Annotated in this window: 19 protein-coding genes, 2 tRNA genes, 2 pseudogenes and 1 other annotated feature (1 of these 24 cut by a window edge); of the genes and pseudogenes, 11 read left to right on the top strand and 12 right to left on the bottom strand. The window is 38.9% G+C overall.

Features of this window, described 5'->3' with window-relative positions; genetic code table 11:
- Positions 1-149 precede the first annotated feature (149 nt).
- The 4 genes from HT731_RS04675 to HT731_RS04660 all read left to right on the top strand — a co-directional run bounded on the left by HT731_RS04675 (position 150) and on the right by HT731_RS04660 (position 2,760).
- Positions 150-1,421: a replication-associated recombination protein A gene (locus HT731_RS04675; protein ID WP_173277869.1), complete on the top strand. Its 1,272-nt coding sequence runs from the start codon at positions 150-152 to the stop codon at positions 1,419-1,421.
- A 264-nt stretch (positions 1,422-1,685) separates the two neighbouring features.
- Positions 1,686-1,758: transfer RNA gene (locus HT731_RS04670), tRNA-Lys, on the top strand.
- Between the two features lie 351 nt (positions 1,759-2,109).
- Positions 2,110-2,625 carry a DUF308 domain-containing protein gene (locus tag HT731_RS04665; protein WP_173277867.1) on the top strand — a complete coding sequence of 172 codons (516 nt, stop codon included), beginning with the start codon at positions 2,110-2,112 and terminating at the stop codon, positions 2,623-2,625.
- A 62-nt stretch (positions 2,626-2,687) separates the two neighbouring features.
- Positions 2,688-2,760, top strand: a tRNA-Lys gene (locus tag HT731_RS04660).
- A 140-nt stretch (positions 2,761-2,900) separates the two neighbouring features.
- On the opposite strand, the gene HT731_RS04655 is transcribed toward HT731_RS04660, so the two are convergent.
- Both HT731_RS04655 and HT731_RS04650 read right to left on the bottom strand, forming a co-directional pair.
- On the bottom strand, positions 2,901-3,989 hold the full coding sequence (locus tag HT731_RS04655; RefSeq protein ID WP_070657341.1) for an AI-2E family transporter: 1,089 nt from the start codon (positions 3,987-3,989) through the stop codon (positions 2,901-2,903).
- A gap of 9 nt (positions 3,990-3,998) precedes the next feature.
- Entirely contained in the window at positions 3,999-5,288 is a 1,290-nt protein-coding gene (locus HT731_RS04650; RefSeq protein ID WP_173277865.1) for a DUF308 domain-containing protein, read from the bottom strand.
- An 805-nt stretch (positions 5,289-6,093) separates the two neighbouring features.
- Between HT731_RS04650 and HT731_RS04645 the strand changes: the two genes are divergently transcribed.
- Positions 6,094-7,239, top strand: coding sequence for a low temperature requirement protein A (locus HT731_RS04645; RefSeq protein WP_173277863.1), 1,146 nt, complete (start codon positions 6,094-6,096; stop codon positions 7,237-7,239).
- A gap of 525 nt (positions 7,240-7,764) precedes the next feature.
- Here HT731_RS04645 and mgaSpn read toward each other — a convergent pair.
- A pseudogene (gene mgaSpn / locus HT731_RS04640) lies at positions 7,765-9,241 on the bottom strand (virulence factor transcriptional regulator MgaSpn).
- Between the two features lie 420 nt (positions 9,242-9,661).
- Between mgaSpn and HT731_RS09385 the strand changes: the two are divergent.
- From HT731_RS09385 to HT731_RS04610, 5 genes and pseudogenes are all read left to right on the top strand, one after another.
- Positions 9,662-9,898, top strand: a pseudogene (locus HT731_RS09385) (GlsB/YeaQ/YmgE family stress response membrane protein).
- A gap of 78 nt (positions 9,899-9,976) precedes the next feature.
- The gene (gene amaP / locus HT731_RS04625; RefSeq protein WP_061759246.1) at positions 9,977-10,549 is read left to right on the top strand and encodes an alkaline shock response membrane anchor protein AmaP; all 573 of its coding nucleotides are present in this window, start codon (positions 9,977-9,979) and stop codon (positions 10,547-10,549) included.
- Between the two features lie 10 nt (positions 10,550-10,559).
- Positions 10,560-10,730 carry a DUF2273 domain-containing protein gene (locus tag HT731_RS04620; protein WP_000455064.1) on the top strand — a complete coding sequence of 57 codons (171 nt, stop codon included), beginning with the start codon at positions 10,560-10,562 and terminating at the stop codon, positions 10,728-10,730.
- A gap of 38 nt (positions 10,731-10,768) precedes the next feature.
- Complete coding sequence (locus HT731_RS04615) at positions 10,769-11,377, top strand: Asp23/Gls24 family envelope stress response protein (RefSeq protein ID WP_000064110.1); 609 nt, start codon at positions 10,769-10,771, stop codon at positions 11,375-11,377.
- 30 nt (positions 11,378-11,407) lie between these two features.
- Positions 11,408-11,611 (top strand): CsbD family protein, encoded by a 204-nt coding sequence (locus tag HT731_RS04610; RefSeq protein WP_000109960.1) that lies wholly within the window; start codon positions 11,408-11,410, stop codon positions 11,609-11,611.
- Positions 11,612-11,720: 109 nt separating this feature from the next.
- On the opposite strand, the gene HT731_RS04605 is transcribed toward HT731_RS04610, so the two are convergent.
- Positions 11,721-11,966 carry a transposase gene (locus tag HT731_RS04605; RefSeq protein ID WP_275690303.1) on the bottom strand — a complete coding sequence of 82 codons (246 nt, stop codon included), beginning with the start codon at positions 11,964-11,966 and terminating at the stop codon, positions 11,721-11,723.
- 65 nt (positions 11,967-12,031) lie between these two features.
- Positions 12,032-12,487, bottom strand: coding sequence for a GNAT family N-acetyltransferase (locus tag HT731_RS04600; protein ID WP_173277859.1), 456 nt, complete (start codon positions 12,485-12,487; stop codon positions 12,032-12,034).
- Between the two features lie 69 nt (positions 12,488-12,556).
- Between HT731_RS04600 and HT731_RS04595 the strand changes: the two genes are divergently transcribed.
- A complete protein-coding gene (locus HT731_RS04595; RefSeq protein ID WP_173277857.1) occupies positions 12,557-13,216 on the top strand; it encodes an A24 family peptidase in 660 nt (219 codons plus the stop codon).
- Here HT731_RS04595 and trpA read toward each other — a convergent pair.
- From trpA to trpE, 7 genes are read right to left on the bottom strand one after another with little or no spacing between them, the layout of a single operon-like run.
- On the bottom strand, positions 13,188-13,964 hold the full coding sequence (gene trpA / locus HT731_RS04590; protein WP_173277855.1) for a tryptophan synthase subunit alpha: 777 nt from the start codon (positions 13,962-13,964) through the stop codon (positions 13,188-13,190). The two genes, HT731_RS04595 and trpA, sit on opposite strands and share 29 nt — an antisense overlap.
- Complete coding sequence (trpB, locus tag HT731_RS04585) at positions 13,957-15,180, bottom strand: tryptophan synthase subunit beta (RefSeq protein ID WP_050252727.1); 1,224 nt, start codon at positions 15,178-15,180, stop codon at positions 13,957-13,959. The genes trpA and trpB overlap by 8 nt, the downstream gene beginning before the upstream one ends.
- Positions 15,158-15,757 (bottom strand): phosphoribosylanthranilate isomerase, encoded by a 600-nt coding sequence (locus HT731_RS04580; RefSeq protein WP_033679780.1) that lies wholly within the window; start codon positions 15,755-15,757, stop codon positions 15,158-15,160. Before HT731_RS04580 ends, trpB begins: the two co-directional genes overlap by 23 nt.
- Positions 15,744-16,511 (bottom strand): indole-3-glycerol phosphate synthase TrpC, encoded by a 768-nt coding sequence (gene trpC, locus HT731_RS04575; protein WP_033679779.1) that lies wholly within the window; start codon positions 16,509-16,511, stop codon positions 15,744-15,746. The genes HT731_RS04580 and trpC overlap by 14 nt, the downstream gene beginning before the upstream one ends.
- Positions 16,508-17,512 carry an anthranilate phosphoribosyltransferase gene (trpD, locus tag HT731_RS04570; RefSeq protein WP_004256041.1) on the bottom strand — a complete coding sequence of 335 codons (1,005 nt, stop codon included), beginning with the start codon at positions 17,510-17,512 and terminating at the stop codon, positions 16,508-16,510. Before trpD ends, trpC begins: the two co-directional genes overlap by 4 nt.
- Before the next feature lie 10 nt (positions 17,513-17,522).
- Positions 17,523-18,089: an aminodeoxychorismate/anthranilate synthase component II gene (locus HT731_RS04565; RefSeq protein WP_000601909.1), complete on the bottom strand. Its 567-nt coding sequence runs from the start codon at positions 18,087-18,089 to the stop codon at positions 17,523-17,525.
- Complete coding sequence (gene trpE / locus HT731_RS04560; protein WP_173277854.1) at positions 18,086-19,447, bottom strand: anthranilate synthase component I; 1,362 nt, start codon at positions 19,445-19,447, stop codon at positions 18,086-18,088. The genes HT731_RS04565 and trpE overlap by 4 nt, the downstream gene beginning before the upstream one ends.
- A gap of 71 nt (positions 19,448-19,518) precedes the next feature.
- Positions 19,519-19,582, bottom strand: a binding site (T-box leader); it runs 168 nt beyond the window's last position.

Genomic DNA, 19,582 nt, shown 5'->3' with positions numbered 1-19,582 from the left:
CCTCATTAAATTAAATAGTCAAACAGATTCTATCTTACACCCTGATTATTACAAAACCATTGAAATATCACAACTAATAGGCTAGAATGGACATAGTAAGATATATTAGATGAGTCATTCTACTCAAATCCACGCTAGAAAGGACTGCTATGCCAGACAATCTCGCGCTTCGCATGCGCCCTAAAACCATCGACCAGGTCATTGGTCAGGAACATCTGGTCGGGCCTGGAAAAATTATCCGCCGCATGGTGGAAGCCAACCGCCTGTCCTCCATGATTCTTTATGGACCTCCGGGAATCGGCAAAACCAGTATTGCCTCTGCCATCGCAGGAACGACCAAGTATGCCTTTCGAACTTTCAATGCGACAGTTGATAGTAAAAAACGACTGCAAGAAATCGCCGAAGAGGCTAAATTCTCTGGTGGTCTCGTCCTATTACTAGACGAAATCCATCGTCTTGACAAAACCAAGCAAGACTTTCTTTTGCCACTCTTAGAAAGTGGACTAGTTATCATGATTGGGGCTACAACTGAAAATCCTTTCTTCTCTGTCACTCCTGCCATTCGTAGCCGTGTTCAGATTTTTGAGTTGGAACCTCTGTCTAACCAAGACGTCAAGGAGGCCCTGCAGATAGCTCTAAGTAACTCTGAGCGTGGTTTTGATTTTCCAGTAGAACTAGATGAGGATGCGCTGGATTTCATCGCAACTTCCACAAACGGAGACCTTCGTTCTGCCTTTAACTCACTAGACTTGGCCGTTCTCTCTACTCCCGAAAATGACAAGGGCATCCGCCATATCACTCTAGACATCATGGAAAATAGCCTGCAGCGGAGCTACATTACAATGGACAAGGATGGAGACGGTCACTATGATGTTCTATCTGCCCTGCAAAAGTCTATCCGTGGCTCAGATGTTGATGCCAGTCTTCACTATGCTGCCCGCTTGATTGAGGCTGGTGATTTGCCAAGTCTCGCGCGTCGCTTGACCGTTATCGCCTATGAAGATATCGGTTTGGCCAATCCTGAAGCCCAGATTCATACCGTGACTGCTCTGGATGCTGCCCAAAGGATTGGTTTCCCAGAAGCCCGCATTCTCATTGCCAATGTCGTCATTGATTTGGCCCTTTCTCCAAAATCCAACTCAGCCTATGTAGCTATGGATAAGGCACTTGCCGACCTCAAAACATCAGGGCACTTGCCTATTCCGCGACACCTGCGTGATGGGCACTACAGCGGAAGCAAGGAACTGGGGAATGCCCAAGACTATCTCTATCCACACAACTATCCTGGAAATTGGGTCAAGCAAGACTATCTGCCAGAAAAAATTCGTAATCATCACTATTTCCAAGCAGAAGATACTGGTAAATATGAACGGGCTTTGTCTCAAAGAAAGGAAGCTATCGACCGTTTGCGAAAAATCTGAAATCCTTTTCAAAAAATTGCACTTTCCTCTTGATTTTTTTTGAAAAAGTGGTATCATATAAACATAGAAACGCTGTGGTGTACGACTTCACACTTAAGTGTTGACCGACTATTTTTTGTATTATTAGGGAAACAAAAGTCTTCTAACAGCATGTAGGCCGTCTCACACGGAAACAGCTTCAGTTAGAGCGAGTTGCCCACCTGCTTAATTGCGCGGGTTCAATACAAACCGTGAAGTTTCGGCACCAATACAGCTTTTTTCTTTGCCTCCTTAGCTCAGCTGGCAGAGCAGCGGACTCTTAATCCGTGGGTCACAGGTTCGATCCCTGTAGGGGGCATCTAAATACAACAGGAAAAAGCCTTGATTTACAAGGCTTTTTTGCTTATCTATAACTGATTTGCCTCATCATTTGCCCCACTTTTAAATCTATCTTTTCTTTTTGAATCAAATTACATCTTAACAAATAGTGTAAAGCCAGTTACTTTTGCTTTGATGCCATACAATATTTTCATGTAGAGAAGACAAATTCTATCTTCTCTTTTTATTTTCAAAATAATAAAAACTGATTTTCTTTTCATGAATCAGACTGAAACTTCCAAATTTTCCATTTAGTTTATTGATATTTCCTCTAAAAAGGTGTATAATATTTTTGTTATCAAACTATACTATATAACAGGATGGTATTGAAATGAAATTTTCTAATCGTTTATCGCTATTCCTTGCAGGAGTTATTTTTGTCCTTTTAGCACTCTTTCTATTTACAAACCCAGTAGCTAATCTTGTTGCTTACAGCTGGTGGATTGCATTTGGTTTACTGGTTTCTTCTATAGCAGCTATTTTAGGCTATTTCTCTGTACCAAAAGAGCTTCGCTCACCAGCTCATCTTTTCCAAGGGATTGTTAATCTTCTCTTAGCTCTTTACCTCGTTGCCTATGGCTTTGTGACGCTGCCAGTTGTCATTCCAACTATTTTAGGAATTTGGTTAATTGTAGAAGCCATTATAGTTTTCTTTAAAGGCAATCGTCTGGGATTGATTTTCCCTATTATTGGCAACCATATCATGTGGATAGCGTTGCTTGCATTTTTACTAGGTCTAGTGATTTTGTTCAATCCAGTAGCTACAAGTGTCTTTGTCGTTTATGTCGTTGCCTTTGCATTTTTAATTGTTGGTTTCACCTATATCCTTGATGCCTTTCGTAAATAATCTAGCTGCCATTTTGGGCATATTAAAATAGCTGGGAAGTTACATTCTCAGCTTTTTCTGTTGCCTCCTTAGCTCAGTTGGTAGAGCAGTAGACTCTTAAGCTATGGGGCGCAGGTTCGAGCCCTGCAGGGGGCACATCTAAATCAACAGAAATAAGCCTTGAAACCAAGGCTTTTTTTAACGTCTAATAGCTTTTTGTAGAAAAGTATTTAAAAATAAAAGAGAAGAGAATCTCTCACTCTCTTCTCAGTATATCTTATTAAATTTAGTTTTTCTTAATCTACCTGATTTTCCTTTGCAACGACAAATTCCTTAACCAATCGATAGATAACAGCAAATACGGGGGTAAAGAATATCATTCCAAGTAGTCCGAAAAGATTCCCTCCGATACTAGCAGCCGCAAGCGTGAAAATAGCTGGCAAACCAATAGACTGACCTACAACTCTAGGATAAATAAGGTTTCCTTCAATCAGCTGTATAACTTGATATAGAAGAAGAGAAAGTAAGGCTTGAGTAGGACTCACTGTGAAGATAAAAATCGCTCCCACAACACAAGCAATCATAGGCCCTACATAAGGAATGAACGATAGCACTCCTGCAAAGATACCTGTCATTACTCCATAGGGTATCCCAAACACGCTGTAACCAACCGCTATCATAACTCCTATGATAACTGCTTCAATCAGCTGACTCATCAAAAATTGGTCATAAGTCTCTAGTGCTACTTGTCCAATGTAAGTCAACTTTATCACCACCTTCTCTGGAAGAAAAACTTTTAGAAGTCGACTCGTCATCGCTGCCAAATGTTCCTTACTGGATAAAAATGAAAAGGTGAAGACTATAATCAAAAAGGCATTCATCAAACTTGAAAAAATATTGCCGATATTACTAGTCAGACCTGATAAAAAACCTATCAAAGCTTGGCTAATAGAACTAGATTGTCCCTGTATGCCTGATACGATAGTTGACAACATGTCTTTGGTTACAAATTCCGAGCTGCCTAGCAATTTCCCAAGTTGAGTAAGGACTGTTGAAAGGACTGTTCCCAGCTGACTAATAGTCTGAGCTAGGGTTGGCAGCACCAAAACCAAAAGAGCAATCACGATTAAGATAAGAGCTAGGAAAACAAGTACCATGGCAATCGGACGACGCAACTCTGCCTTTACCTTCAATTTAACTAAGTACTGTTCAATTTTTTTCATAGGAACATTAAGCACAAAAGCAATAACAGCACCATAAATCAAGGTTGATATTACATCAAAGAGAGAGATTGCTCCTGATATAAAGCTCGATGCATTCAGAATTACAAGAGCAACCAGCCCTATAAAAAGTATTAACGGGGTGTATTTTTTTACTAAGTTCATAAATTCTCCTTAATAAACATGTTTAGATACGACTATACTATTTGGTTTTTCAAACTCTCGATTAAGGTAGGCTTGGTAAGTTCCTGGAGCGATAAATCCTTTGGGTGAGAGGATATCGGTGCCAGCCTGACCGACTATGGTATCAGCCAAGAGCACACAGTTTGTAGATAAGACAAAGTAGGATTTAAACTTAGATTTGATAAATTTATAAAGTTCCCCATCTGTCTCATGTCTGATTTTATAAGCGTAGATGTAGTCTTCCTTACCATCACCTGTCATGATTTTATCTGCACTTGGCTCCCATGGAATCGTCAGTTGTTTCAATTCAGCCAACTTTTTCTGAACTGCTTTTTCCATTTCAGGCGTCAAATCTATCCCATAACCAAAAAGCGTTTTTTGACTCTCGCGTTTACATAGGTCAATGTACTTGTCACGATCACAGAAATATAAGACACCATCTCCTACCATGCCAAATAAGGTCTCAGAAGACGGATCATAGTTGCCATAAGAAATAACACGGCCTTGATAGCAGATATCCACATGACCAATTGCCGAAAACAGAGAGGTCTCAGCTGTATGAATAAAAATTTCAAGCTCCGCTGTCTTACCAGACTTCACCATTCCAAGATGGATATCCTCTCTCTCATCAGCATTTTCCTGCATGAATTTATTGATTTTTGCTAAAGTACTTGCAGGGATGAGAGCGGCTAGGACAATAGGTAAGCTAATTCTTACACGACGTTTGAGATGGTTTTTCCCAATTTCCTCCTCAAACAAGAAACCGTCACGGATATTGGACACACCATAAAGGAAAAAATAAGCCCCTAATACAAAGAGTTGAAAAACAGAATTTCCTGTAGAGGACAAAAGACTAGTCCCACCAAGAAAAACTAGTACGAGTCCATCTAGTAAGAGACGAAAACGAGGTCGAATTTTGTTTTTGCGGTAGAGAACATAGGTGACAAGGTTGATAGTAGCATGAAAAATCTGATAAACTCCAATCACAAGAGCCAAAATATAAATCGGCACATCCGTCGCAAGATTCGAGCCTAGCAAATATCCCAGCACTAACAATTTAACCAGCGCAACTCCCAAGGTGTCCGTTGACTGACTTTTTTTTAAAATACGTAATACTAAATCTAAGACCGTTGCTATCCAAGCTAAAAACAGAACCAGTCGAATAACCGTTACTGGCAACCAAGTCCCCGTGACCATCAAGATGAGACCTAGCAGAACAAACAAGAACCCCTGAGCAAGTAATTTCTTACCTGTCAGACCTAAAGATAGAATTTTCGCCATATAAAAACCTTTCAACAATAAAAATTAAACACTCCGATTAAACTGACTAGTAAATAGCCAACACTACAAACAGCCTGTGCCAGCAACATATGGTGACTAGAAATGACTGTAGTAATGTCACCATCTTGTCTTATGCACTTCTAAAATTTGTTATATTGATTAGAAACCAGAGCTTATAAAAACTAGCTAAACTCGAGAGATAGACACAATTGCGACGAAAAAATGTATAACCAATTCAACTTGTTAAGGTAAGAAAGCATTATTTCCAATCTATTAATTATTCATCTATTACCTATTATGACACAATATTCCCTATAGTTCAACTTTTTACTTGTTTTTATATTACACGGACTAAAAAGTTTTCAACAGTTGATTGCATTTGTTTTAATAAGTTTTAACCTTTCTTGGTTAGATAAAAAAAGAACCATACAGTTTAGAATCTGTATGGTTTTTGCCCCACTTTTGTCCCATTTTTAAATCATGACATTGAAAATACCTAAAATCACTTATATTTCAATATTTTTAATTGCTCTCAATATGAAAGTCCTTTCCAAATCCCTGTAGGGGGCATCTAAATACAACAGGAAAAAGCCTTGGAATCAAGGCTTTTTTGTGTAGTCTTAGCACTAAAAAACGATAGAAAAAACACCCCTTCTGAACTGCACCCCAAAAGTTAGACAGAAAAAACCTAACTTTTGTGGCGCAGTTCATTCGCGTCACATGAAGTTATTTAAGCATCTCCTTTTTTTTTTATTACCATTTTCTGTTATAATAAATTGTACTTCTAAAATAGAAAGGTCTTAAGATGACAACTCTTATTAAACATAAACGTGTAGAATTTTCAGAACTTTTTTATGACTTAGTTTTTGTTTTTGCAATTTCAAAAGTAACTACTTTAATTGACCATCTTCATAACGGTATTTTGACTTGGAATTCTTTCCTTGATTTTTTCATTGCTACTTTGGTTCTCATCGATTCCTGGATGATTCAAACCGATTATACCAATCGCTATGGAAAGAACTCTTTATTTAACATAGTAATCATGTTTATCAAAATGGGACTTTTACTCTTTATAGCCAATATGATTGGACCTGATTGGCAACAATATTTTCATTATCTCTGTTGGGCTATTGGTACATTAACCCTTACCTTATTTTTTCAATATTTGGTTGAATTTTTTAGAAAATCAACCGATGATGTTCATCGGGAAAGTATCAAAGGTTTTCTATGGATAACCGGTCTAGGAAGTTTAGGAGTCTACCTAGTAGCTCTTCTTCCTATTTACGTTGGAGTCTCTGTCTTATTTGCTAGTATTCTGCTAACATTTATTATGCCAATTATCTTGCTTAGTAAAGATAAGCATTACCAGGTAAATCTCCCCCATTTAATCGAGCGCATCTCCCTTCTTGTCATTATTACGTTTGGAGAGATGATTATGGAGCTAGCTAACTTCTTTACAATCGAGAATTTCTCGATTTATTCGGTTCTTTATTTCATTATTATGCTTTCTCTGTTCTTGTTTTATTTTGGTCAATTCGACCATGCTATTGATGAAGAATCTAATCAAAAGGGACTATTTCTAATTTACAGTCACTATCCTATTTTCATTGGACTTATTATGATGACCGTTTCGATGAGTTTTCTTCTGAATCCTGAAGCTAATCTTCTCTTTGCAACCAGCTTCTCTTATATCGGATTTGGCCTCTTTCAAGCTGCTGTCCTAGTAAATGGGCCCTATAACAAACACTATCTTCGCTATTCGAAAAGTTACTACTGTGTCCAAGCTACACTCTATCTGGCTGCCTTGATTCTCTCTTTAATCTTTGCTTCTAATCCTATAATAGTAGTAAGTATTACAACCATTTTAGCTCTAGCTATAGCTATTCATTCTATTTATTTTTATATGACACAGACTAAAAAACATTCCACACCTTACTGGGAGTTGTTTTAATGAGTTTATAAGATTAAAAAGCTTTGGGAACCAAGGCTTTTTTTTCATTAATTTGTTTTTCCATTTTATCCTCCAATTTGATCTCGCACTGACATTTATTTATAACAAAACTATATATCTAGAATAGCATAATCATTAGGTATTATAGGTTTTCAAACCAAATACGAGTCATTCGTTTTTGCCCCACTTTTGCCCCATTTTTAAATCCTGACATTGAAAACACCTAAAAGTATTTCCCTAAAATCAGCTATATTTCAACATTTTTGTTTATTTTCAATATGAAAAGTTCTTACAAATCCATGTAGGGGGCATCTACATACAACAGGAAAAGCCTTGGAATCAAGGTTTTTTTCGTATCTTCTACAAAAAAAGCAAGAGTTTTAGAGGACTATGACTCTAGATGTACATTTTACTTAAATGACTGAAGGTCTTTTCTTAATAAAAACACCCCAAAAATTAGATTTTTTCTGTCTAACTTTTGAGGTACAGTTCAAAACGCGAAATAGCATTTTTTATTTTAGGTTACTAATCTAATCGAATAAACATCATGGCATTTAACAAAGATATGAGTGAGACCGTGTTTATATTATTTGAATAGATCAGTCTCTTATTTTCAATCGGAGGAATAATAAAATTAGAAATGATGATATCATAAGGCGATTCTTCTAAAGATTCCTTTGATAATTCTAATTCAGTCCAAACTTCAAGTTCAAAATTGTTGCTGCAATAATAAGAAAGTGTCTCTGCAACGGATTTGGCATGATACTGATCAAAATTGCTCATAACCAGAACCTTCAGCTTTGGCTGATTTTGTAGTAAATTAAGCACCAAATGTTTGGTATGAGTGATGAAGGTATAAGATATATGATTTACCATCATTGAACTAGAACAAACCTCAAGAGTCTCTAAATAATGAGAAAGCTCTTTTTTTACATCTGAAACAAATTTAGGAAAAATATTTTGAAAATTCCTGATTGTATTCCCTTTTTGATCAAATAAAATAAACTCAGTGGACAACTCTTGACGATACAGATGTGCGGTATTATGCAGATGCCAAATCAGATTATCCTTATTCTCAATCTCAATCTGATACTTGACTGAAATCTGATCAATAAAATCACTCAATAGATGGTAAGATTTTTCAACATAACTATCCTTTTTTACGCATTTCATAAAGAAACTTTCATCTATGAAAAACATTTTTTGAAAGTAAGACACAAATAATTGGCAAACAACTTCCTCATCTAAAGAGATATTGTATTCTGATTCAAAACTCTGAGCAGCACCCTCTATTCCTTCTGCCTGCATTAAAAAATCCAAACTTTGGTCGTTAAAAGAATCTTTCTCTATTTCCATAAAATGACCAAACTTTATTCGATATAAATTAATAACCAGGAGCAGCTTTAGCATTCTATGCGTTGACAAATTCATTGGAAAGCTTGTTTCCTTATAAACCAATTCTAACAATTGAGATAGGGGCTCTGATGAAAAATTTTCAAATGGCCATTCTAGGAAATAATATTTTTCTGAAAAATATTGTGCAAAAAAGTAACGAATGTCTCTCTCATTTCCAATGATTTGAACAGGAGTCAGACTGATTTCAAATGGAAATTGCCTTTTAATCACTTTATTGATTTGGCTAATAATACGATAGAGCGAAGATGAACTGATATAGAATTCTTTACAAATACTTTCAGCTTGACAACCTTCATTAAAGAAGATAAATTCTAAAATCGAAAATGAGTTGAATGCTTAAAGAAATGATGGTAAACCATTTCAATATCACTATCATCGGTATTAATAATGCGTATACCATTAGTCGAAGAATGAAAAATCAAGTCAGGAAAAACAGATTTAACATGGGATAGATCATCTTTGACTGCATGTTCTGTACAATTTAGTAACTCTGCTAGTTCAGAACGATGAAACCATCGTTTATGTTCAAATAATAATTCTAATAATTCTAATTGCCTATGACTTTTTTAGATAATAAATCTCTCATGAATGTCTTTCTCTCTTTATAAATTATCGGATTAAACCTCTTGCAATTATACCACAAAGAATAGGTAGAACATGCTGTAACGACTTTTCCTAAATCTTTTATTTCGTATAATAACACTACAGAGACAATATATAAACAATTTTCTTATTTTACCGTCTATTGAGGGCGTGAATACAGAATCAAATTCAAGTCGAAAGATTATATTTTTAATTTTAAAAATTATATAATAGCAACAATCAAAGAATTTGATTTTTTTATATTAAAATTATATAATAATCAAAATAATTGATTATTTTATATTAAAATTATACAATAGCAATAATCAAAATAATTGATTATTTTATATTAAAATTATACAATAGCAATAATCAAAGGAATTGATTTATTTTTTGATATTAAAATAAAAAAGGAGGGTAAGCAATATTGTGGTCAATCATTGCTGGAGGTCTTATTGGACTTGTAGCAGGTAGAATCACTAAAAAAGGTAGTTCTATGGGAATCGTCGCAAATGTATTCGCTGGTTTAGTCGGGTCATCTGTAGGACAATCCCTTTTAGGTAGTTGAGGCCCATCCATCGTTGGAATGGCTTTGATCCCATCTATTGCAGGAGCAGCAATTGTTGTTACTGTAGTATCATTCTTTACAGGTAAAAAATAATTACTTGTAGTAATAAACTATTTTTAAATAGATTAGACGGGTAAAAATAGTTTAAATGTTAAATCGAAAGGATTGTATATGTCAAAAGCAAAGAAAATATGTTTCATTATTTTCTGTATTTTAATCTTGACAATTTTCCTTCCTGTTTTGATAGATTATCATCAAGTTAGTGATCTAGGCATTCAGCTATTTAGCTGGAGACAGAATCATTTCGTTGAATTTTATCTCTCTAGATATATATTCTGGGGGATAGTGGCTCTATCAACTTTAGTTTTGTTATCGATGTTAGTTGTGTTGTTTTATCCTAAACGTTATTTGGAAATTCAACTTGAAACTAAAAACGATACATTAAAATTAAAGAATTCTGCAATCGAAGGTTTTGTTAGAAGTTTGGTGAGTGATCATGGATTGATCAAGGACCCAACTGTTCATGTAAATTTACGAAAAAATAAATGTTTCGTTCATGTAGAAGGGAAAATTCTTCCTTCGGACAACATCGCTGACAGATGCCAACTAATTCAAAATGAAATAACTAATGGATTGAAGCAGTTTTTTGGTATTGAGCGTCAGGTTAAACTAGAAGTTCTAGTAAAAGACTACCAGCCTAAACCAAAACCTCAAAACAAAAAGACTGTTAGTCGTGTGAAGTAAGGAAGTAAAAATGGAATGGCTTAAACAATATCGATATCCAATTATCGCTGGTCTCATAGGCGTATTTCTCGCTTGTTTGATTATCTCCTTTGGCTTCTTCAAAACAATATTTGTATTGATTTTAGGAGCACTGGGAGTTGCAGCTGGATTATATATCGAAAAAAACTATATAGATAAATAAAAAAATAAAAATTACTAATTTAATTAAAGGAGTTTCATATGTCAAACGAAAAAAACATTAACACTAACGTAGAAAAGAAAGATGCTACTGCTGTAGCTCACGAAATCAAAGGGGAACTTACTTACGAAGATAAAGTTATCCAAAAAATCATTGGTCTGTCACTAGAAAACGTTTCAGGTCTTTTGGGAATCGACGGTGGTTTCTTCTCAAATCTTAAAGAAAAAATCGTTAACAGCGATGACGTAACAAGTGGTGTTAACGTAGAAGTTGGTAAAACACAAGTTGCAGTTGACTTAAACATTATTGCTGAGTACCAAAAAAATGTTCCAGCTTTATATTCAGAAATCAGAGAAATCGTATCTTCAGAAGTTGCTAAAATGACTGACTTGGAAGTTGTTGAAATCAACGTAAACGTTGTCGACATCAAAACTAAAGAACAACATGAAGCAGACTCAGTAAGCCTTCAAGATCGCGTATCTGACGTTGCTGAATCAACAGGAGAATTCGCTTCAGAACAATTCGAAAAAGCTAAATCTGGTCTTGGATCTGGTTTCTCAACTGTTCAAGAAAAAGTTAGCGAAGGTGTAGAAGCTGTTAAAGGTGCAGCAACTGGTGTAGTATCTCACGAAAAAACTCGTGTAAACTAAGATAAAATAAATATAACAGGAGAAATTATCATGTCAGTAGAAGAAAAATTAAATCAAGCTAAGGGTTCTATTAAAGAAGGTGTTGGTAAAGCCATCGGTGATGAAAAAATGGAAAAAGAAGGAACAGCTGAAAAAGTTGTTTCTAAAGTAAAAGAAGTTGCTGAAGATGCCAAAGACGCTGTAGAAGGCGCTATCGAAGGTGTTAAAAACATGTTGAGTGGCGACAATAAATAAGGCTAAAAGTTACTTTATCTTTTTAGTAACATTAGTCAAAATAGTCTGAGTCAAAATGATTCTCAGAAAACAAAAAGCTAGAGATTTCCAATTGCGGAACTCTAGCTTTTTAATTTTTCCTCTTTCTCTTATTATATTTCAGCAGGTTGTTGACCATGAGTACAAATCCCATGTCAATTCTCACTTGGCGCTTACCTCTCAGATAACATCTCTTATAACCCAAACAAACCTTTATCTGCCCAAAGACAGATTTCATATCAATCTTACGTTTAGCGAAAATTTGTCTACCCTTGGAAGATAAAAGTGCCTGATATTCTTTAGTTTTTAAACACTGGTAACGTTCATTCATATACAGTCCCTTTTGAGGGGCTGATTCAGGTTCAACATCGCAGTCAAGATTGATTTCAAGGCTGTTTGCTTCTATCTCCCCTTTTTCATGATGTATTTTCGTACAGGTTCTTCAACCATTTGAACGATTTCAAATCCTTCTTTTTGGTAAAGATTATAAGCTGGTTGATTTGCCTCGTAGACATTTAGAGAAATAGTATCTATGTCTTCATTTTCAAAGGCCAAACTAACAAATTTCCTTAAAACCTGGCTACCTAAGCCTTGCCCCTGTTTCTGGGGGTTGATAAAAAATCTTCCAATATGAAGATTACTGTATTCTTGCCTGATTTTCTGGATAAGCCCGACAAACTCTTGTCCTTCAAAGATTGAAAAGATTCCTTCCAAATCTTGAAAGACTTGAATTGTCAAGGGAAAAGGAATCATTGTTCCCATCCATTGTTCTTGAAAGGATTTGCCTAGGGAGTTGGACCATTGGCATACAAACTGAGCATTTTCTACGCTTAACTTTTCTTCAAAACGAATTGTCATCTTGACCTCACCATCTTATCTATGTTTCTCCATTATACTACTTCTCCCATTTTTTACGAATAGATAAGTATGATTGATTTTTATTTTTTTCTTGTCGGGAGCATTCTCGCTTCCTTTCTTGGTTTGGTCATTGACCGTTTTCCAGAGCAATCCATTATCCAACCTGCTAGTCACTGCGATTCCTGTCAGACTCGCTTGCGTCCCTTAGACTTGATTCCGATTCTCTCGCAGGTCTTTAATCGCTTTCGCTGTCGCTACTGCAAGGTTCGCTATCCTGTCTGGTATGCCCTCTTTGAACTAAGCTTAGGACTCCTCTTTCTATCTTGGTATTGGGGATTTCTTTCTTTGGGTCAAGTCATTCTGATAACTACTGGTTTGACCTTGGGCATCTACGACTTTCACCATCAGGAATATCCCTTACTGGTCTGGATGACTTTCCACCTAATCCTCATGACTTCCTCTGGTTGGAATCTAGTCATGGTCTTCTTCCTTGCTCTTGGAATTTTGGCTCATTTTATCGATATCCGCATGGGCGCAGGGGATTTTCTCTTTTTAGCTTCCTGCTCTCTCGTCTTTAGTGCGACCGAATTACTCATCTTGATTCAGTTTGCTTCTGCAACAGGAATTCTAGCCTTTCTCCTGAAAAAGAAAAAGGAAAGACTTCCTTTCGTGCCTTTCCTCTTACTTGCTGCTTGTGTGATTATTTTTGGTAAGCTACTGCTTGTTTGATAAAGTCCTGAATCGGCTCTCCCTCGTGGAGAGCTTTTACAATTTTCGAGCCGACGATAACGCCATCTGACACCGCATTAAAGCGTTCTACATCAGCTTGACTAGATACCCCAAATCCTGTCAAGACTGGGATGTCAGCCACTTGATGCAATTGTGCTAAGTGCTTATCCAAATCTGCACGGTAATTGCCAGATTTCCCTGTCACCCCATTGATGGCAACAGCATAGACAAATCCTTCTGCCCCTTCAATCAACTCTTTCTGGCGCTCAATCCCTGTCGTCAAACTAACTAGGGGTATCAAGGCAATGTCTGTATCTACCAAAAATGGCTCTACAAAGTTAGCATGCTCATGAGGAAGGTCTGGAATAATCAAGCCCTTAACCGCTGTATCTGCCAAATCTTTGACAAAATTCTTCACACCGTACTGAAAGAGGGGGTTGAAGTAGGTCATAATGACCAGCGGAACCTCTGTTTCAATGGTTTTCAAGGTTTCAACCAAAGCCTGGGTAGAGATCCCGTGGGCTAAACTGCGCAAGCCAGCTTCTTCGATAACAGGTCCATCTGCGACAGGATCTGAAAAGGGAATGCCCACTTCAATAGCTGAAACTCCCAATTCTTCTAAAAAGTGTATTGTTTCTCCGAGTCCATCCAAACCTTTTTCATGGTCTCCAGCCATGATATAGGGAACAAAAATTCCTTTTCCAGCTGCTTTTATAGCGTTTAATTTTTCTGTTAGTGTCTTAGGCATGAGCTTCTCCCTTCTTTGCTGCATCTGCTTCCAAGCGGTCCTTGACTTGAACCACATCCTTGTCCCCACGACCTGATAGGCAGACAATCATAGACTTTTCTGGTCCAAGTTCTTTGGCCAATTTCACTGCAAAAGCGATAGCATGGCTAGATTCCAAGGCTGGGATAATCCCTTCCACACGAGACAAGAGTTGGAATCCTTCCAAGGCTTCCTCGTCTGTCACAGGGACATAGCTGGCACGTTTAATATCGTGGTAGTGAGAATGTTCTGGACCGATACCAGGATAGTCCAAACCTGCTGAGATAGAGAAGGCTTCAAGAATTTGACCATGGGCATCTTGGAGCACATCCATGAGGGAACCGTGAAGGACACCAGGACGACCCTTGGTCAAGGTAGCTGCATGGTGCTCCGTATCCACACCAAGTCCAGCCGCTTCAGCCCCATACATAGCTACTGATTCATCTTCTACAAATGGATGGAAGAGGCCGATAGCATTAGAACCACCACCAACACAGGCTACTAGGGCATCTGGCAAATCTTGACCTGTCAAGTCACGGTACTGTTGTTTAGCTTCTCTACCGATGACACTTTGGAAATCACGAACAATTTCTGGGAAAGGATGAGGTCCCAAGGCAGAACCAAGGATATAGTGGGTATCATCGATATTAGCTACCCATGAACGAAGGGCTGCATTGACCGCATCCTTGAGCACGCGCGAACCATCTGTCACAGCCTCAACCTTGGCTCCTAAAAGCTCCATGCGAAACACATTGAGGGCTTGGCGTTTAACATCCTCCTCACCCATGTAGATAGTACATTCCATGTTAAAGAGGGCTGCAGCAGTTGCAGTTGCTACACCGTGCTGACCAGCACCTGTTTCAGCGATAATTTTCTTTTTGCCCATGCGTTTAGCCAGAAGAACTTGTCCTAAGGCATTGTTAATCTTGTGGGCCCCTGTATGGTTGAGGTCTTCACGCTTGAGGTAAATCTTGGCTCCGCCAATATGCTGGGTCAAGTTTTTTGCATAGTAAAGAGGAGTTTCACGCCCCACATACTGGCGCAAGAGTTGGTTTAATTCCTCTTGGAAACTTGGGTCTGCCTGACTTTCACGATAGGCCTTCTCCAACTCTAAAACTGCTGTCATCAATGTTTCTGGGACAAAACGTCCGCCGAATTTTCCATAAAATCCATCTTTATTTGGTTCCTGATATGCCATGCTTTACCCTCTCTATAAATCTTCTAATCTTTTCATGATCTTTTTGTCCGTCTGTCTCCACTCCGCTCGATACATCTACTGCATAGGGAGTAAAGTGTTGAATTGCTTTTACTACATTGTCTTCATTAAGCCCACCTGCGATAAAGAAAGGCTGAGTTAGTCCAATAGTATCCAGTTGAGCCCAGTCAAAGGTCTGGCCACTCCCAGCCACAGGGGCATCAAAGAGTAGATAGTCTGCCTGAGAATTGGGTACATGTCCCTCTCCATCCACCTGCACAACCTGAATGCTGGTACAAGGCAAATCCTCAAACAAATCATCCGCCACCTGACCGTGAACCTGTACCAAGTCCAAGCCAACTTTGTCAATGACTTCTAGCAGTTCTGCCCGACTTGGTGAAACAAATACTCCAACCTTTTTTACGTCTGAAGGAATGAGCTTTGCCAGCTCAGTAGCCTCTTCCAAAGTCACCTGTCTTTTACTAGGTGCGAAGACAAAACCGATGTAGTCTGCTCCTGCTGATACGGCTGTTTCCACCGCTTCTTTGGTCGATAGTCCACAAATCTTAACCTTTGTCAATCTGCAACTCCTTGATTCTCTGGGCCACATCTTCTGCCTGCATAAGAGCTGTCCCTACCAAAATTCCGTTAAAGTATGGTGCTACTCGTTCCGCATCCTGCCCTGTGAAAATAGCCGATTCAGAAATGTACAAGCAATCATCTTTGAAATGTTTAGCCAAGTCTACACTGGTCTGCAAGTCAACTTCAAAGGTGGTCAAGTTGCGGTTATTGACCCCGATAATCTGAGCACCAAGTCTGTGAGCCGCTTCTAGTTCAGCTAGATTGTGGGTCTCCACCAAGACTTCCAAGCCAAGCTCTGTCGCGTAATCATACAGTTCCTTGAGGCGTTCTTCTGATAAGGCAGCGACAATGAGCAAGATGACTGTCGCACCTGCATTGCGAGCGCGAATGATTTGCTTTTCATCGATAATAAAGTCCTTGTTGAGCGTTGGAATCTGTACCTGACTGGAAATCTCCCGTAGATAATCCAAATGTCCTTTAAAGAAAACTTCATCTGTCAGAACAGAAATCATCACTGCTCTGTTCGCTTCATAAGTCTGGGCCTGTTGCACAATATCCACATCGAGATTGATATTTCCCAAACTAGGGCTAGCTTTCTTGACCTCAGCGATTACCTGCAAGCGGTCCTGATGATTCTTCAAAAATTCTGCCAAGCGATAGGTCTGGCGCAAGGGCTGGATTTGCTCCAGCTCCATCTGCTCAACCTCACGCGCCTTCTGCTCCAAAATTCGTGCTAAAAATTCCTGACTCATTTTTGGTACTCCTGTAACAGTCTGAGTTTTTCAAGAGCCTTGCCACTAGCAATTACTTGACGGGCCAAGGCAACTCCTTCCTTGATACTAGCTACCTTACCATTAGCATAGAAACCAAGACCAGCATTTAAAACTGTAGTTTCCAAGAATGGACTTGGTTCGTTCTTGAGAACGCTGAGCAAAATTTCTGCATTTTCCTGAGCATTGCCTCCACGGATATCTTCGATAGCGTAGCGCTCCATCCCCAAATCCTCTGGAGTAAAGCTTGACAAGGTGATTTCACCATTTTCAAGAAGTGCAATCTTGGTTGTTCCATTCAAACCAGCTTCATCCAATCCTTCTGGCCCAGCAACCACAATGGCACGTTTGCGACCCATATTTTTCAAAACCTGAGCTGTACTTTCTAGAAGTTCTGGACGACTAATTCCAAGAAGCTGTGTTTCCAAAGCCATTGGGTGAATAAGGGGACCAGTCAAGTTCATGATCGTTGGAATTCCCAATTCCAAACGAGCTGGCATGATATATTTCATAGCTGGGTGCATATTTTTAGCGAAGAGAAAGACTATTCCAGTTTTATCAAAGACCTTACCTAGTTCAGCTGGTTTGAGGTCTAGGTTGATACCCAAGGCTTCGAGGACATCTGCAGAACCAGATTTAGAAGAAATCGAGCGGTTACCGTGTTTTGCCATGTGAACACCACCACCAGCCAAGACAAAGGCTGCAGTTGTGGAAATATTAAAACTGAAAGACTTGTCCCCACCTGTACCACAGTTGTCCATGGCATCATGAATCTCAGTTGGAATATGTTGGGCATGTCCTCTCATGACTTGGGCAATGGCTGTGCGCTCTTCAGGTGTTTCCCCCTTCATCTTAAGAGCTAAGAGGAGAGAAGCAATCTGCGCCTCTGTTACACGCCCAGTTACGATACGCTCGATGACATCCGTCATTTCCACACCTGATAAATTTTCAAATTTTGCTAGTTTTTCAATAATCTCTTTCATACTAGTTTCCTCACTTTACAACCTTCTCGATAAAATTCCGAATAGAAGACAAGCCATCTGGCGTTCCAATGCTCTCTGGATGGTACTGGAAGCCATAAATCGGGAGGTTTTTGTGTTGAATCCCCATGATGGCTTGGTCATCAGTCGAACGAGCTGTCACTTCAAAGTCTTCTGGCATTTCCTCAATCAAAATACTGTGATAACGCATGACCGCACGGCCATCCTCAATACCTTGATACAAAACAGATGGCGCTTCAAAGCTGATATTGCTCTGTTTCCCATGCATGACTTTTGGAGCCAAACCTAACTTACCACCAAAGACTTCTGCAATGGCTTGGTGGCCCAAACAAATCCCTAGAATTGGTTTCTTACCTGCAAAGTCACGAATCATGTCTTCCATCTTTCCAGCATCAACTGGCCAACCAGGACCAGGAGAAAAGACCAGACCATCTGCTTTTTCAGCTTCTTCATACAGCTTGGGATCATCATTTCTCAAGACCTGTACTTCTGCAAAGTTCCCAATATATTGGGCCAAGTTATAGGTAAAAGAATCATAGTTGTCAATCAATAAAATCATGGTCTTAGTTCTCCAATTCTAGTCATAGATTTAGCTTTGTTAATGGTTTCTTGGTATTCGTTTTGGGCGATAGAGTCATAGACAATCCCTGCCCCAGCCTGCACATAGGCTCTTTGATTTTTAAGAATCATAGTTCGGATGGCGATGGCCAAATCCATATCACCCGTCGCAGACAAGTAGCCGATTGCTCCTGCGTATACGCCACGTTTTTCTGTTTCCAGTTCATAGATGCGTCTCATGGCCCGAATCTTTGGTGCTCCTGAAACTGTTCCAGCAGGAAGTGTTGCTTTCAAGGCATCCATGGCGGTGAGTTCTGGAAGCAAACGCCCCTTGACCACACTGGTTAAATGCATGACGTAGCGGAAGAGCTCCACTTCCATATACTTGGTAACTTGGACACTTGCCGTTTCAGAGATGCGGCCAATATCGTTACGTCCCAAGTCTACTAACATCCGATGCTCTGCTGTTTCCTTCTCATCAGAAAGCAGGTCTGTCGCCAAAGCCTTGTCCTCTTCATCCGTTGCTCCTCTTGGTCGCGTCCCTGCAATCGGATTGGTTGTCACGATGCCATTTTTGACAGAAACCAAACTTTCTGGACTAGCACCGATGATTTGATAATCCCCAAAATCATAGAAATAGAGGTAATTCGAAGGATTGGTCACGCGGAGATTTCTGTAGAAGTCAAATGGATTTCCAGTAACTTCTGCTGAGAAGCGTTGACTAAGTACACATTGGAACATATCGCCATTACAAATCAAGTCACGAGCTGTTTCCACCATTTCCTCAAACTTCTGAGGAGCAATATGGGGTTTGAAGTCTAACGGAGATAGATCCAAGTCTTCAAATTCATCTGAAGCAGGTATGCGTAATTCCTCAAGCACTTGCTTTAAGGCTTTTTCCAAGTCTTCTTGACTACGCTCACTATAGAGAGTATCCTCGATGACATGGATTTTTTCCTTCTTGTGGTCAAAGACCATGTAACTCTCATAGACGAAGAAATGCATGTCTGGCGTTCCAATTGTATCTTGAGGGATTTGACCAATTTCTTCATAAAGCGAAATCATATCGTAACCAACAAAACCAATTGCCCCACCACCAAAAGGTAGATCTGAATGGTGCTGGCTCTTATGAGTCACTTCATAAAGGAAATCCAAGGGATCCCGATCAATCACTTGCCCATTTTGATAAAGAACTCCATTTTCAAACTTAATCTCAAAAACAGGATTATAAGCTAGGATCGAAAAACGAGCTGTTTCCTTGTCTCTCGGAATACTCTCTAAGATAACCTTGTGTTGCCCCTTTAGGCGCATATAAGCCAAGATTGGTGATAAGACATCTCCATGAATGATTCGTTCCATTGTAATTTCCCTTTCAGTTCTACTTCTAGTCCATGGCGACTGTATGAAAAATCCCCACGCAAAACAACTTGCGTGAGGACGAAATTCGCGGTGCCACCTCAATTATAGGACTTCTCCTATCTCTCATTCCTGTCT

This window comes from Streptococcus sp. k-163 (genome assembly GCF_013277555.1).
Taxonomy (GTDB): domain Bacteria; phylum Bacillota; class Bacilli; order Lactobacillales; family Streptococcaceae; genus Streptococcus.
The sequence above is the reverse complement of the archived record's forward strand: the minus strand, read 5'-3'. Positions and strand labels throughout refer to the sequence as shown.